Source organism: Apilactobacillus zhangqiuensis (assembly GCF_019656215.1).
Taxonomy (GTDB): Bacteria; Bacillota; Bacilli; order Lactobacillales; family Lactobacillaceae; genus Apilactobacillus; species Apilactobacillus zhangqiuensis.
Genome location: NZ_BPLK01000002.1, coordinates 151,359 through 166,198 on the forward strand (window position 1 = coordinate 151,359; position 14,840 = coordinate 166,198).

The 14,840-nt window shown below is 38.4% G+C and carries 13 protein-coding genes; 9 read left to right on the top strand and 4 right to left on the bottom strand.

Going from position 1 to position 14,840, the window contains the following annotated elements; all coding sequences use genetic code 11:
• The first annotated feature begins 1 nt into the window (after position 1).
• Entirely contained in the window at positions 2-556 is a 555-nt protein-coding gene (locus K5Q07_RS01960; RefSeq protein WP_220729348.1) for a guanylate kinase, read from the top strand.
• Positions 557-588: 32 nt separating this feature from the next.
• On the opposite strand, the gene K5Q07_RS01965 is transcribed toward K5Q07_RS01960, so the two are convergent.
• The 3 genes from K5Q07_RS01965 to hflX are packed head-to-tail and all read right to left on the bottom strand — an operon-like array spanning position 589 to position 2,909.
• Positions 589-912: an AzlD domain-containing protein gene (locus tag K5Q07_RS01965; RefSeq protein WP_220729349.1), complete on the bottom strand. Its 324-nt coding sequence runs from the start codon at positions 910-912 to the stop codon at positions 589-591.
• Complete coding sequence (locus tag K5Q07_RS01970) at positions 899-1,606, bottom strand: AzlC family ABC transporter permease (RefSeq protein WP_220729428.1); 708 nt, start codon at positions 1,604-1,606, stop codon at positions 899-901. The genes K5Q07_RS01965 and K5Q07_RS01970 overlap by 14 nt, the downstream gene beginning before the upstream one ends.
• A gap of 25 nt (positions 1,607-1,631) precedes the next feature.
• A complete protein-coding gene (hflX, locus tag K5Q07_RS01975) occupies positions 1,632-2,909 on the bottom strand; it encodes a GTPase HflX (protein WP_373310026.1) in 1,278 nt (425 codons plus the stop codon).
• 312 nt (positions 2,910-3,221) lie between these two features.
• On the opposite strand from hflX, the gene K5Q07_RS01980 reads away from it, so the two are divergent.
• From K5Q07_RS01980 to K5Q07_RS02000, 5 genes are all read left to right on the top strand, one after another.
• On the top strand, positions 3,222-4,847 hold the full coding sequence (locus K5Q07_RS01980) for a peptide ABC transporter substrate-binding protein (protein ID WP_220729351.1): 1,626 nt from the start codon (positions 3,222-3,224) through the stop codon (positions 4,845-4,847).
• A 130-nt stretch (positions 4,848-4,977) separates the two neighbouring features.
• Positions 4,978-5,907 (top strand): oligopeptide ABC transporter permease, encoded by a 930-nt coding sequence (opp3b, locus tag K5Q07_RS01985; protein WP_054606835.1) that lies wholly within the window; start codon positions 4,978-4,980, stop codon positions 5,905-5,907.
• A 1-nt stretch (position 5,908) separates the two neighbouring features.
• Positions 5,909-6,928, top strand: coding sequence for an ABC transporter permease (locus K5Q07_RS01990; protein ID WP_220729352.1), 1,020 nt, complete (start codon positions 5,909-5,911; stop codon positions 6,926-6,928).
• 9 nt (positions 6,929-6,937) lie between these two features.
• The gene (locus K5Q07_RS01995) at positions 6,938-7,984 is read left to right on the top strand and encodes an ABC transporter ATP-binding protein (protein WP_054606833.1); all 1,047 of its coding nucleotides are present in this window, start codon (positions 6,938-6,940) and stop codon (positions 7,982-7,984) included.
• A gap of 11 nt (positions 7,985-7,995) precedes the next feature.
• On the top strand, positions 7,996-8,937 hold the full coding sequence (locus K5Q07_RS02000; protein WP_220729353.1) for an ABC transporter ATP-binding protein: 942 nt from the start codon (positions 7,996-7,998) through the stop codon (positions 8,935-8,937).
• Between the two features lie 45 nt (positions 8,938-8,982).
• On the opposite strand, the gene K5Q07_RS02005 is transcribed toward K5Q07_RS02000, so the two are convergent.
• Positions 8,983-9,645, bottom strand: a complete 663-nt coding sequence (locus tag K5Q07_RS02005; protein WP_308442862.1) for a histidine phosphatase family protein — start codon at positions 9,643-9,645, stop codon at positions 8,983-8,985.
• Between the two features lie 152 nt (positions 9,646-9,797).
• Between K5Q07_RS02005 and helD the strand changes: the two genes are divergently transcribed.
• The 3 genes from helD (at position 9,798) to guaA (ending at position 14,764) form a co-directional block, all read left to right on the top strand.
• Positions 9,798-12,098, top strand: a complete 2,301-nt coding sequence (gene helD / locus K5Q07_RS02010) for an RNA polymerase recycling motor HelD (protein WP_220729354.1) — start codon at positions 9,798-9,800, stop codon at positions 12,096-12,098.
• Positions 12,099-12,215: 117 nt separating this feature from the next.
• Complete coding sequence (coaA, locus tag K5Q07_RS02015; RefSeq protein WP_220729355.1) at positions 12,216-13,139, top strand: type I pantothenate kinase; 924 nt, start codon at positions 12,216-12,218, stop codon at positions 13,137-13,139.
• A gap of 77 nt (positions 13,140-13,216) precedes the next feature.
• Positions 13,217-14,764 (top strand): glutamine-hydrolyzing GMP synthase, encoded by a 1,548-nt coding sequence (guaA, locus tag K5Q07_RS02020; RefSeq protein WP_220729430.1) that lies wholly within the window; start codon positions 13,217-13,219, stop codon positions 14,762-14,764.
• The last annotated feature ends 76 nt before the right edge of the window (positions 14,765-14,840 follow it).

A 14,840-nucleotide genomic window follows, 5' to 3' on the forward strand; every position in this document is an offset into this window, starting at 1 on the left:
AATGGATGCAAAAAAATTAATAGTGATTACCGGTCCGGCTGGAAGTGGGAAGACTTCCCTTCGCGACTACGTGATTGACAAGTACCACGCAGCTAAAGTAATTACGCATACCACTCGATCACCGCGTGATGGTGAACAAAATGGTATTGATTATTATTTTGAAAATGACGAATCATTTAATCAATTGCATTTATTAGAACATGTTCAATATTCACACGCTAAGTACGGCTCTTCAATGGAGGGGATTAACGAAGCATGGAACGAAAATGATTTAGCTATTATTGTGCTTGATACCTTAGGAGCTGCTACATACAAGCAAAAATTAGGTGATCAAGCCATTGTCTGGTTTGTCCAAGTTAACGATCCAGTTATTCTTCGTGAACGAATGATTAAACGTGGCGATGACATCGAACATGTTAATCAAAGAATTGATAGTAATGAATACAAGCGCGACATTGAAATCCCAGATAACTTAAAAGATGTAGCGACAATCATCGAAAATAATGATTGGCAAAAAGCGCAAAACCAAGTTGATGAATTAATCAAAACAATCTAAAAAAGACCTAACGTAAAGTTAGGTCTTTTTATTTATATTAATCTAATTATTGCTAACGAGATAATTCCGATAATCACAATTACTAATAAACTCTTAGTGATAATAGCAGCTATGAGAGATGGAACTGAAGCAATTAAGTTTTCCCAGTTGATGGAAGGTAAGTGTCCCAGGTGTTGGACGAACAGTTCTGAGAACCATAACGTTGCCATAATCACGATGGGGACGAAACTTAGAAACTCTTCAACTGGTTTCGATAATTTGAATTTCTTTAATAGGATGAACGGCATCACACGTGACAACCAAGTAACTAGCGTACATCCAATAATGGTTAGTAGCGTGAAATTAAAAGAAGACATGTTTGATAATCACTCCAATCAGACAAGTAATCAGTGTTACTAGTAGGATTAATAGGTTGCTTGGAATAAAGATTAATCCAATAAATACCATGATGAAGGTGATTAAAATCATCAATAGTTTCAATTTCAATGGCATACCATTTTTGGCAATCACTTGTAGGTATAATAATCCGATGAACATTGCGACAAGGGCAAAGTCTAATCCAATTGCGTATGGATTATGGATGAAACTACCGGCGATGGCACCGACAAATGAGGCACCGGCCCAGGTGAAATAAGAGACAATGTTGGCGGTATTAAACCAGGTAAACGTTAACTGATTATCAGTGTAGTTAACCTTATTCATACCCAAAGCAAAACTCTCGTCTGTCAAAAAAGAACCAATTAAGATGTTTTTGAACATCGATTCATTCTTAAAGTATGGTGCGGTTGTGATACTCATTAGAATCATTCTGGAGTTGACCAGAAAAATCGCAAGCACAATCGAGAAAACGGGATTGTGTAAAGCCATCATTGATACCAAAATGAATTGAGCCGATCCGGCATAAACGGTTAACGATAAAATGGCGACTAGCCAGGGGCTAAAACCAAGGGACTTCCCGATAATCCCAAAAGCGAGTCCGATTCCGATGTAGCCAAACATGGTGGGAATACTATCTTTGATTGCTGCTTTTGCAGTTAGTTGATTGTCGATACCTCATCACATCCTTATAAAAAAATTAGTTGTTAATAAGATATTGTTTAAATCGTTCACTGTCAACTGCAGTTAGTTCTGCTTTGACCTTGGTTCCTTCGGCCACGTATTCGGTTGAAAGTACGTTGGCATCAGTGTTTAGGTAGTTAACAATGTCACCCTTATCGAACGGAATTAAAAATTCTTCAGTAACGTAATCCTTGTAACTATTTTCTCGAATGATTTGAACCAATTCGTCGATAGAGTCTTCTTCAAGTGCTGCCATGATTAGGTTATCACCAGCACGTTGAGGACGAGGTTCATCTAGGATGTCAGCCTTGTTAAAGACGGTAATCATTGGGATGTTTTCGACCCCGATTTCCTTCAATGTTTGCTCAGTGGTCTTCATCATTAGTTCCTTATTTTCATCGGCTTCGTCGACCACCTGAACTAATAAATCAGCATTAGCAGCTTCGGCCAAAGTGGAACGGAAGGCCTTAACCAATTGGTGAGGTAACTTACTTACGAAACCAACGGTGTCAGATAGTAACATGGTTTTGTTGTCATCGAAAATTAGTTTTCTAACGCTGGTGTCCAAGGTAGCAAACAACATGTTTTTAACCATGACTTGCTTTTCTTGGTTTTCACCGTATCGGTTAACCAGTTGGTTCATGATGGTCGACTTACCTGCGTTGGTGTATCCAACCAAGGCTACAGTAGGGATGTTTTTACCATCACGTTGTTTTCTTTGTGTTAGGTCTGATTTTTGGATATCCTTTAGTTCTTGTTTAATGTGAGAAATATCCTTTTCAATCACACGACGGTTTAATTCAAGTTGGGATTCACCGGAACCACGGTTGGTGAATCCACCACCACCGCTACCAGTTTGTTGATCTAGTCGTTGACTAGCACTGGTGTGCAAACGGGGAAGTTGATATTGCAACTTGGCCAATTGAACTTGAAGCTTGGCTTCATGAGTTCTAGCACGGTTAGCAAAGATTTCCAAAATTAGGCCTGTACGGTCGATGATTTTCGTTTCAGTTTGCTTTTCTAGGTTTCTGATTTGGCTAGGTGATAGTTCATCATTAACGATGACCATGTCAGCGCCTTTATCCAAGACGGTCATCTTTAATTCTTCAACTTTACCTTTACCGAAGTATGTGGCTTTATCGGGATGATCTAGCTTTTGAACCAAACGAGCCACAACTTCTAGGTTATTAGCTTCAGCTAGGGCAGCTAATTCAGTCATTGAGTACTCGAATTGCTCATTGTCTAGGTTTAAACCTATGATAACGGCAGTTTGTTGTTCTGTATCCAAATGAATACCTCCTTGTTATTTTTATCCATTATACCATTTACATATGGTGAATAAGAATGATTATACAAAAGATGAAATATAATAAAAAATTAGAGGGATTTAATAAAATTATGAGCATAACTTTCATAATGATTAGATTATCTAAACCATTCACAAGTCTTGATGCATTAACATTTTCTTTACTTTTAGATTTAGAAAAATTCAACTAAATTAAAATTAAATTAGAAAAAGTATTGCATTTTATAATCGTCTGGTGGTATGATTTTCTCAATCCTTTTAAACAAAAACTTTTTAGTAAGGAAATTGGGGGTAATGGAAATGAAAATGAAATCCGTAGTAAAGCTAGGGGTTGTTGGTGCAGCATCAGCATTCCTATTAGCAGCCTGTGGTAATTCTTCAAAAGAATCCACAAGTAAGTATATTAACTGGCAAACCAGTTCTCAATTACCAACATTGGATGCTTCAAAAGCAACCGATACAGTTAGTTTTGGTGCATTAAACAATAGTAATGAAGGACTATTGATCAATGCAGCTAACAACAAGTTAAAACCTGGTGTAGCCGAAAGTTACAAGGTATCAAAAGACGGTAAGACATACACATTCAACTTACGTCATTCAAAATGGAGTGACGGTAAGCCAGTAACTGCCAAAGACTTTGTCTACGGTTGGCAACGTACTGTAAGTCCTAAGACAGCTTCACAATACTCATACCTATTCTCCAACGTTGCAAACGCTGATGCAATCGGTAAGGGTAAGGCACCTGTTTCATCATTAGGTGTTAAAGCTGAAGGTGACTACAAACTAGTTGTTACGTTAAATAAGCCTCAAGATTACTTCAAGTACTTAGTAACAATGGCACCATTCTTACCACAAAGCGAATCAGCTGTTAAAAAGTTCGGTTCAGCTTACGGTACATCAAGTAAGGACATGGTATACAACGGACCATTCAAAGTTGAAGGATGGACTGGTACCAACAACTCATGGACTTTAGTTAAGAACAAAGACTACTACAATGCAAGCAAGATTAAGGTTGCCGGTGTTAAGTTCAACGTTCAAAACGATGCCAACACTTCATTAAACCAATATGAAACTGGCGAACTTGATGAAACTGCATTATCAGGTGCACAACAAGTTGCTAAGTACAAGAATTCAAGCGAATTCCACTCACAAAAGCAAGCATCAACTTTCTACATTGAATTAAACGAAAAGAAAGATCCTATCTTTAAGAACGCAAATATTAGAAAAGCTATCTCATTAGCAATTGACCGTGATGAATACACTAAGAACACTTTAGGTGACGGTTCAATCTCAGCTGTAGGTTACGTATCACCTGATATGTCAAAACGTAACGGTAAAGACTTTACTGAATACGCTGGAACCAAGACTGGTGTAACTTACAACTTAGCAGAAGCTAAGAAACTATGGGCTAAGGGTCTAAAAGAAGTTGGTAAGAAGTCAGTTGACTACTCAATCCTATCTGATGACACTGATTCAGGTAAGAAGACTACTGAATTCCTACAAACTGCTCTAGAAAAACTACCTGGCCTAAAGGTATCTGCACAAAACATTCCATTTAAGTCAAGATTAAACCGTTCACAAAATGGTCAATTTGACATGGTTGTTAGTGCATGGGGTGCTGATTTCCCAGACCCAATTTCATTCCTACAACTATTTACTTCTGATGGTTCATACAACAACGGTAAGTGGAGCAATGCTAAATACGACGAATACGTTAAGAACGCTGAAGGCGTAGATGCAAACAACCCTGCTAAACGTTGGAATGATCTAGTAAATGCTGAAAAAGAATTAATGGCTGACCAAGGAATTATTCCTCTATACCACCAAGTAAATTCTGAAGCTATCAAGCCTCGTGTAAGTGGTGTACAATTCTTCCCTACTGGTTCACCTTATGACTTCAGAGATGCTACTATTTCAAAGAAGTAAAAACTAATTAAATTAAGTTTTTCATTGTGAAGAGTTTTAGATAGCTACTATAATATAGGTAGTCGAATCTAAAACTCTTCCGTACATAAAGGGGGGAGATTCCCCCGAAAGATTGCGAGGATATAAAAATATGGTTAAGTTTTTAGCAAAGCGAATTTTTTACTTGTTATTAACGTTATTCATAGTTGTCACTGTGACATTCTTCTTAATGAAGTTAATGCCAGGGACTCCATTGACTAACGAAGCTAAACTTTCTCCAGCCGAACGTTACATGGTGTTAAAACAATACGGTTTGGATCAACCAGTTTGGCAACAATACATTAGTTACCTAGTGAACGCCGTTCACGGTAACTTTGGAACATCATTCCAATTCAGTGATCAACCGGTTTCATACCTAATCTCAAGTCGTATGGGACCATCACTTCTATTGGGTGCTCAAGCAATGGTTGTCGGAGTGATTGCTGGGATCATTGTTGGTGCCATCGGGGCAATCAAGAAGAGCACATGGGTTGATACTTCAACTACTATCATCTCAATTTTAGGAATTTCAATTCCTTCATTCGTCTTCTCAGTATTACTACAATACGTAATTGCTTTGAAGTGGGGATTACTACCAATCGCTGGTTGGAGTGGATTTGCATACACAATTCTTCCAACACTAGCATTGGCAGCAATGCCATTAGCTGAATCAGCACGTTTCGTACGTACTGAAATGGTCGACGTTTTAAGTTCAGACTACATTGAATTAGCAAGAGCCAAGGGACTAAGTAAGTTCGGTATTATTTACCACCATGCTTTAAGAAATAGTCTTATTCCTTTGGTAACAATCATCGGTCCATTGGCCGTAAACATCATGACTGGATCACTAGTTGTTGAAAACATTTTCGCAATTCCAGGTATTGGTGAACAATTTGTTAACTCAGTGTTAACAAACGATTACCCAACAATCATGGGACTTACAGTTATGTATTGTTTCCTATTATGTGTCGTATTATTAATTACCGACATCATATACGGAATAATCGATCCAAGAATCAGAGTAGCAGGGGGAAGAGAATAATATGGCAGATAAAGCAAAACAACTACCAAAAGACGCCTTTGAACCATTATCAGATGGTGCCCATTTAGATAATGAAAAAATCGCGGCACCTTCTCTTACTTTTGTGAAGGATTCATGGCGTCGTCTAAAGAAAAATAAAGCGGCAATGATTTCACTATACATTTTGATTTTCTTATTTGTCGTATCATTTGGATCAGCATTTATTCCTGCATTCAGTAATATTGCTACACATCCAAACTTAAATAACTTACCACCACGTATTCCTGGAATTGACATTCCTGGATTTAACGGAACTTTAGTGCAAGGTGGAGCACGTATTAACGCCTATACAGGTGATGCTGCCAACCATTACTTCTGGTTAGGTAGTGATTACTTAGGTCGTGACTTATTCGCAAGAACATTATTTGGTACTAGAATCTCACTATTAATTGCTGTTGTCGCAACTTTCTTCGATTTAACTATCGGGGTTGCTTACGGAATTGTCTCAGGTTGGATTGGTGGAAAGGTTGATACTTTCATGCAACGTATTATCGAAATCCTACTATCAATTCCTAACCTAGTTGTTATGATTCTTCTACTATTGGTATTAAAACCAGGTATTCCTGCAATCATCATTGCGATTGCATTTACTAGTTGGATTAACATGGCTCGTTTGGTTCGTGCTCAAACACTTGAATTGAAGAGTCAAGAATTCGTACTAGCTGCTCGTTCACTGGGTGAAAGTTCATTTAAGATTGCTTTCAAGCACTTATTACCAAACTTAACTTCAGTGATTATCATTAATACTATGTTCACTATTCCAAGTGCGATCTTCTTCGAAGCATTCCTATCATTTATCGGAATCGGGGTTCCAGCTCCAGCAGCTTCATTAGGTACTTTGATTAGTAACGGTCAAAAGTCATTCCAATTCTTACCATATCAAATGTGGGTTCCAGCAATCGTTCTTTCATTATTAATGATTGCGTTCAACATTTTAGGTGATGGTTTAAGAGATGCATTTGACCCTAAATCAAGAGAGTAGGTGACTAGAATGGAAAACAAGGAAAATATCTTAGAAGTTAGAAATTTATCAATTAATTTCAAAACTTACGCAGGTACTGTTCAAGCCATTCGTGACATTAGTTTTGATTTAAAGAAGGGTGAAACCCTAGCAATCGTTGGGGAATCCGGTTCTGGTAAATCAGTAACTACTCGAAGCATTATGGGATTGAACGCACCTAACGCCGACGTTGTCGACGGTACCATCGAATTTGATGGCCAAGACATTCTTAAGTTAGATGAAAGAGAATTAAGTAAAATACGTGGTAGCAAGATTGCTGAAATCTTCCAAGATCCAATGACTTCATTGGACCCAACTATGAAGATTGGTCGCCAAGTTGCCGAACCACTAATGATTCACCAAGGTTTATCCAAAGAAAAAGCAATGGCTAAAGCCTTGGAAATGTTAAAACTAGTTGGTATTACTAATGCCGAAGAACGTATCAATGATTATCCTTACCAATTCTCTGGTGGGATGAGACAAAGAATCGTGATTGCGATTGCGTTAGTAAACTACCCAGAAATCTTAATCGCTGATGAACCAACCACTGCGTTGGATGTTACCATTCAAGCTAAGATTCTGGAATTAATGAAGGAATTACAAACCAAGATTAACACTTCAATCATATTCATTACCCATGATTTAGGGGTAGTTGCGGGTATGGCTGATCGTGTTGCAGTTATGTATGCGGGTAAAATCGTTGAATACGGAACTGTTGATGAAATCTTCTACAATCCAAAGCACCCATACACTTGGGGACTATTAGGTTCAATGCCTACATTGGATACCAACGAAGATGTACTACCATCAATCCCAGGTACTCCTCCAGACCTATTGGAACCACCGGTAGGGGATGCGTTTGCTGCTAGAAATAAGTACGCATTAAAGATTGATACAATTGAACAACCACCATTCTTTAAGGTTTCTGACACTCACTACGCAGCAACATGGTTGTTAGATGATAGAGCTCCTAAGGTGACTCCACCAGCTGACATCGTAAAGCGTCAAGAACACTTTAAAAAGACTAAACAAGGATAGGTGGTGACAATATGTTAGATAAAGATGCACCAAAAATTTTAGAAGTAAAGAATTTAAAACAATACTTTAACGTTGGTCGTAAAGACGAAGTTAGAGCTGTTGATGATATTACCTTCAACGTCCATCAAGGGGAAACATTTGGACTAGTTGGTGAATCTGGCTCCGGAAAGACAACCACAGGTCGTGCAATTAGTCATTTGTATGAACCAACAGGTGGTAAAATTATCTTTCAAGGCAAGGATGTTTCAAAACTAAAGACTAAAAAAGATGAAAAAGAATTCAGAAGTGATATTCAAACAATCTTCCAAGATCCTTACGCATCATTAAACCCACGTATGAAGGTTAAAGATATTATTGCCGAAGGTATCGACATTAACCATTTAGCTAAAGACAAGGCTGATCGTGATGCTCAAGTTGAAGAATTATTGGAAACAGTTGGTTTGAACAAAGAACACGCCAACAGATATCCTCATGAATTCTCTGGTGGACAACGCCAAAGAATTGGGATTGCCCGTGCTTTAGCTGTTAAGCCTAAGTTCATCATCGCTGATGAACCTATCTCAGCATTGGACGTGTCAATTCAAGCCCAAGTAGTTAACCTACTTAAGGACTTACAAAAGAAACGTAAACTAACATACCTATTTATTGCCCATGATTTATCAATGGTTAAATACATTAGTGACCGTATTGGTGTTATGCACTATGGACGTATGTTAGAAATCGCTGATGCCGATGAACTGTACGCTCATCCATTACACGATTACACCAGAAGTTTACTTTCAGCTGTTCCGGTACCGGACCCTGAATTTGAAAGACAACGTGAGATCGTAGATTACGATGCAAGTGTTGAAAGTGACGGAAAGCAACGTAAGTTAGTTGAAATTGCTCCTAACCATTATGTTCGTGCTGCCGATGACGAAATTCAAATGTACAAGGATCGCTTAAACAGCTAAAAAAATAACCGTTACTTTATTAAGTAACGGTTATTTTTATGTTTATTAGACGTTTTTACTTAAGTTGTTGTAGTATTCAACGCTGATTTCACTGGCGTCAGCATTTGATACTAATTTTGAAACACTACCGTTTTCGATTGGTTCGGAAACATCGATGGTGTCATCCTTGAATTGGTCAACAGCCCATCTGATGATGGTACCGTGAGCCGCAATCATGATGTTGTCACCGTCGTTAGCGTTTTGAATGACTTTCTTTAATCCAGGGATGAAACGATGCAATAGGTCTTGATTGTTTTCAGCATCACCGTAAGGGTCGTGAGCAGCGATTAAATCGGCTGTACCACCCATACCAAGTTTGCTGATCATCTTACCGTAATCGTCCAAGCCGTCTGGTCCACCAATTTGGTGCCATGCAGCTTCACTATCGTTTCCTTCAAAGTAACCAAAGTTTTCTTCACGGAAAGCTTTATCTGCAATAGGTTCTTCGATATCTGAGGGATTTTGTTGCAATACATATTTTCCAGTATCAAAAGCACGAGGCATATCACTGGAATATGCATGATTGAATGTGATTGAGCTTAATCTTTTTCCGGCATCAATGGCATCGGCAATTCCCTTTTCGGTAAGAGGGGCGTTGGCGATTCCTTGAATACGGTTGTATTTATTTAAATAAGTTTGTCCATGACGAACAAGATAAATGTTAATCATCAGAAAAAACCTCCTGACATATTTGTATGTCTACATTTTATCATATATGGCAGGGGTAGAGAAAAGATTAGGTTAAGTCCCGATTTGCTTTTCTTTCTATCATATATGTGCTAAAATTAATAACCAAATTTTAAGATAGGAGCGTAGCTCAAATGTCTGAATCAATTAAAGAACAAGAACAAAAACACTTAAACGATGTTTTAGCTAAGGTTGAAGTTGCTAAAGCTGAAGCCGTTAAGAAAATTAATCGTGCTGAAAAAGATGAGCATGATATCAATAAAAACTTCTATAATGATGTGCGTTTGAAGACCAGTACCTACTCTGGAATGATGGAAACATCAGTCTCCATTCGTCAACAACAACAAATGCTAGAAGAACGTGAAAATAGTTGGAAACATGCAACTAAGGAATACGACAAACTTTCTAAGATGCAAGAACGTCCTTACTTTGCTCGTCTAGACTTCGAAGAAGAAGGCGAACACAAGGCAGAAACTATTTATATCGGTTTAGGTTCTTTTGCCGATAGTCCAGATCACTACTTGATTTATGACTGGCGTGCTCCAATTTCAAGTATCTACTACGATAGCAAGATTGGTAAATTGACCTACCATACACCAATGGGTGAACAAACCGTAAACGTAACTTTGAAACGTCAATTCCAAATTAAAGATGGAAAGATTGAAACCATCTTTGATACCGACCAAGTGGTTGGGGATCAAATGTTATTGGATAATTTAAATGGTAAGTCCAATACCAAGATGAAGAGTATCGTTACTACCATTCAAAGAGAACAAAATAAGATTATCAGAGATACCAAGTCAGACTTGTTATTCGTGCAAGGAGCTGCCGGTTCTGGTAAGACCGCTGCCGTATTGCAACGTGTCGCTTTCCTATTGTATCAATACAGAGGTAAGCTAAGTTCAGCGCAAGTGGTATTGTTCTCACCTAACCAATTGTTCAACGACTACATCAACCAAGTGTTGCCTGAATTAGGTGAACAAAACATGGTGCAAATGACTTACTACCAATACAGTAGTTTGCGTGTACCTAAGTTCAAGGTTGAAACTCTTTCAGAACGTTTCGAAGAAGATAATTCAGAAGATAAGAAGCTAAGAAATATCAACAATCTTAAGAATAGTCTAGAATTCTTTAAGGCTGAAACTGCCTACACTAACCATTTGAATAGTGAAGACATGAAGTTCAAGAACTTGAAGTTCCAAGGCGATATCTTTATCTCAAAGGAACAAATTGCAGAAATCTACTACAGTTTCAATGAAAACTACAACCTAAGAAACCGTCTAGACGCTACCAAGGAGCGTTTGATCAAGATTTTGAACCGTCGTGTCAAGGCGGAAATGAAGAAGGCTTGGGTAGAACAAGCCGTGCAAGACTTGAGTAGAGAACAAATTCAAGCCGTGCAAAACGCACATCCAGACGAATTCGAAAACGCTGACAAGGAATTCGATTTCCTAGCAAGACACATTGTTATAGGTGCCTTTAAGCGTATCAGAAAACAAATTGTCCACGGTCGTTTCCTAGGGGTGAACAACCAACTAGTACACTTCCTAAGAAACGTGCCAAACCTAATTGACCTAGCCAAGTATGACTTAACCAAGGAAGACTGGACTAAGTCAGTTGATACTTCAATCAATCAAATGAAGAACGGTCACATCTCAATGTCAGATGTTTCAGTATACCTATATCTATTCGACCGTATCTCAGGTAAACGTCCAAAGACAGACATCAAGTACCTATTCATTGATGAAGTCCAAGACTACACCGCATTCCAAATGGCATTTATGAAGTTCACATTCCCACGTGCTCGTTTCACATTACTAGGGGACTTGAACCAAGCTATCTTCACTCATGAAAATAGTCATACATTGTTATCAGAACTATCAACTATGTTCGATTCTGAAAAGACTAACGTCGTTCAACTTACTAAGTCATACCGTTCTACTGAACAAATCACTGACTTTACTAAGCACATTCTAGAAGGCGGTAGCCAAATCGAATCATTTGCTCGAGTTGGTGATAAACCAGTCATGCAAGTGGTTGAAAATAGGAATGCTGCTCTCGATAAGTTAGTCGCTAGAATCGATAATGATAAGGAAAAACACGACACAACAGCCATTATTGTCAAAACTTTGGCTGATGCGAAGTTATTATCCGAACAATTAGACGATAGAAATGTAAAAAATACGCTTATACAGACCGAAAACCAACGTTTGACTACAGGAACACTAGTAATACCTGCTTACCTTGCTAAAGGGCTAGAATTTGACTCTGTGGTTATGTTTGACGCAGATGACAAACATTTTGGTGACGAAGCAGACCGTCAACTGGTTTACACAATCTGTACTCGTGCTATGCACGAACTAACAATTATAGCTGAAGGAAAGCCAACTCACTTGTTTGATGTTGTGCCTAGCGATTTATATGATTTACAATAATCGCAATTAGTAACAAATAAAAGCGCCTATCCATAGGGATTAGGCGCTTTTTTGTCGTTTATAAGATGTTCGGTGGTATTATGGACGTACTACTTTTATTTGAACGGAGGCGTAAAATTGTCAGATCCAATCAATTACTACGCATTTAAGAAAGACGAGTGGAAGGACTTATACAAGTTACGCTCGATCCCCGTTACTACCGACGGGCTAAAACAAATTAAGGCCTTTAACGATGAGATTTCAATTCAAGACGTGCGCGACGTCTACATTCCCATCGTCCATTTGTTGGATCTATGTACCCAAAATTTCAACCAATGGCAAAAGACCAAGACCGCCTTTTTGGATAAGCAAGACCGAAAGGTGCCATTTATCATCGGAATTTCCGGAAGTGTGGCCGTTGGTAAATCGACTACCGCAAGACTATTGGAAGTATTGCTATCAAGATACTTCGAAGACAAGAAAATCCAATTAATCACTACCGATGGATTCTTGTACAATTCCGCAGAATTAAAACGTCGTGGCATTATGGACAGAAAGGGTTTCCCTGAAAGTTACGACATGAAGTCATTGATTAACTTCTTAAACGAGGTTAAATCAGGTAAGCATAACGTCAAAGCACCAGTCTACTCACATGACGTTTACGACATCATTCCAGACGAGTTCGATATCATCGACCAACCGGATGTATTGATTATCGAAGGGATTAACACATTACAACTACCAAGTAACCAACAAATCTATGTTTCTGATTTTACCGATTTCTCAATTTACATTGATGCCGATGATGATTTGATTGAACAATGGTACATTGAACGTTTCGAAAAATTGATGGATACCGCTTTCCAAAATCCATCTAACTATTATTACGAAATGGCTCACACTGATAGAAAGAAAGCTATCGAGACTGCCAAGGATGTTTGGCAACAAATTAATTTACCTAATTTGTTGGAAAATATTAAGCCTACCAAGACTAGGGCGGATCTAATTATTCACAAAACAGACAACCATCGTATCGATAAAATTTTGCTTAGAAAGTACTAGATTTAATTTGACGCCATTCATTTTTCTATGTATGATAAATACAATTTAATGATTGGAGAGTGAATGGTTTGGCTGAAATGGATTTATCATCGTTTGATAAAATCTTGGTGCTTGACTTCGGAAGTCAATACAACCAATTAATCACCCGTCGTATTCGTGATTTTGGTGTATATTCTGAATTAAAGCCCCATGATATGACCATCGACGAAATCAAGGCTTTTAACCCTAAAGGGATTATCTTCTCTGGGGGTCCTAACAGTGTGTATGCAGAAGATGCATTAACTGTTGATCCTAAAATTTTTGAAATGAATATTCCAATTCTGGGTATTTGTTATGGTATGCAACTAATGGCATATAACCTAGGTGGAGGACAAGTTGATGGGGAAGATCATGGACAATATGGTCACGCTGACATCGACATTACCTCTGATAATGCGGAACTATTCAAAGATTTGCCTAAGGAAGAACCAGTTTGGATGAGTCATGGAGACCTTGTACGTAAGGTTCCGGATGGCTTTGAAAATGTGGCAACTGCAGAAGGCTGCCCAATTACTGCAATGCAAGATACCGCTAGAAAGTTCTATGGAATTCAATTCCATGCGGAAGTTAGAAATACCAAGTACGGTAATGACATCCTAAAGAACTTCGTGTTTAACGTTTGTGGCGCAGAAGCTAACTGGTCAATGAATGACTTTATTGACTTACAAATCAAGCAAATCAGAGAAGAAGTTGGCGATAAGAAGGTCATCTTAGGTCTATCCGGTGGGGTAGATTCAAGTGTTACCGGTGTTCTATTGAACAAGGCGATTGGTGATCAACTAACTTGTATCTTTGTTGACCACGGTCTACTTCGTAAGAACGAAGTGAAGGAAGTAATGGATAGTCTAGAAGGTAAGTTTGGTCTAAACATCATCCAAGTTGATGCAAGCAAACGTTTCTTAGACAAGTTATCCGGTGTTACTGATCCTGAACAAAAGAGAAAGATTATCGGTAATGAATTTATCGAAGTCTTCAATGAAGAAGCTTTGAAGCTTAAGGATGTTGATTTCTTAGCTCAAGGTACTCTATACACTGACGTTATTGAAAGTGGTACTAATACTGCTGAAACTATCAAGTCTCACCATAACGTTGGTGGTCTACCAGAAGACCTACAATTTAAACTAATCGAACCAGTTCGTTCATTATTCAAGGACGAAACTAGACGCTTGGGTGAAGAAATGGGGATGCCAGACTACCTAGTATGGCGTCAACCATTCCCAGGTCCTGGTCTAGGTATTCGTGTTATTGGTGAAGTTACTGAAGACAAGCTAGAAATTGTTAGAAATAGTGACTACATCCTACGTCGCGAAATTGCTGCAGCTGGATTAGATAAGGATATTTGGCAATACTTCACCATCCTACCTGGTTTTAGAAGTGTTGGTGTGATGGGTGACGGTCGTACTTACGACTACACCATCGCTATCCGTGCCGTTAATTCCATTGATGGAATGACTGCTGATTTTGCTAAGATTCCATGGGATGTCTTATCAGAAATCTCAACTAAGATCACAAACGAAGTAGAAGGGGTAAACCGTGTAGTATACGATATTACTAGTAAGCCACCTTCGACAATTGAATGGGAATAATCAGTTCCTAAATAAAAGAGCTCAACACTTGCTGTTGAGCTCTTTTTGCATATATGTGTCTTACTTTCTTAAGAAA

Excerpts from the sequence above, each read along its gene's own strand:
- K5Q07_RS01960 (WP_220729348.1), top strand. The coding sequence starts at position 2 with ATGGATGCAAAAAAATTAATAGTGATTACCGGTCCGGCTGGAAGTGGG.
- K5Q07_RS01965 (WP_220729349.1), bottom strand. The coding sequence starts at position 912 with ATGTCTTCTTTTAATTTCACGCTACTAACCATTATTGGATGTACGCTA.
- K5Q07_RS01980 (WP_220729351.1), top strand. The coding sequence starts at position 3,222 with ATGAAAATGAAATCCGTAGTAAAGCTAGGGGTTGTTGGTGCAGCATCA.
- opp3b (WP_054606835.1), top strand. The coding sequence starts at position 4,978 with ATGGTTAAGTTTTTAGCAAAGCGAATTTTTTACTTGTTATTAACGTTA.
- K5Q07_RS01990 (WP_220729352.1), top strand. The coding sequence starts at position 5,909 with ATGGCAGATAAAGCAAAACAACTACCAAAAGACGCCTTTGAACCATTA.
- K5Q07_RS01995 (WP_054606833.1), top strand. The coding sequence starts at position 6,938 with ATGGAAAACAAGGAAAATATCTTAGAAGTTAGAAATTTATCAATTAAT.
- K5Q07_RS02000 (WP_220729353.1), top strand. The coding sequence starts at position 7,996 with ATGTTAGATAAAGATGCACCAAAAATTTTAGAAGTAAAGAATTTAAAA.
- K5Q07_RS02005 (WP_308442862.1), bottom strand. The coding sequence starts at position 9,645 with ATGATTAACATTTATCTTGTTCGTCATGGACAAACTTATTTAAATAAA.
- helD (WP_220729354.1), top strand. The coding sequence starts at position 9,798 with ATGTCTGAATCAATTAAAGAACAAGAACAAAAACACTTAAACGATGTT.
- guaA (WP_220729430.1), top strand. The coding sequence starts at position 13,217 with ATGGATTTATCATCGTTTGATAAAATCTTGGTGCTTGACTTCGGAAGT.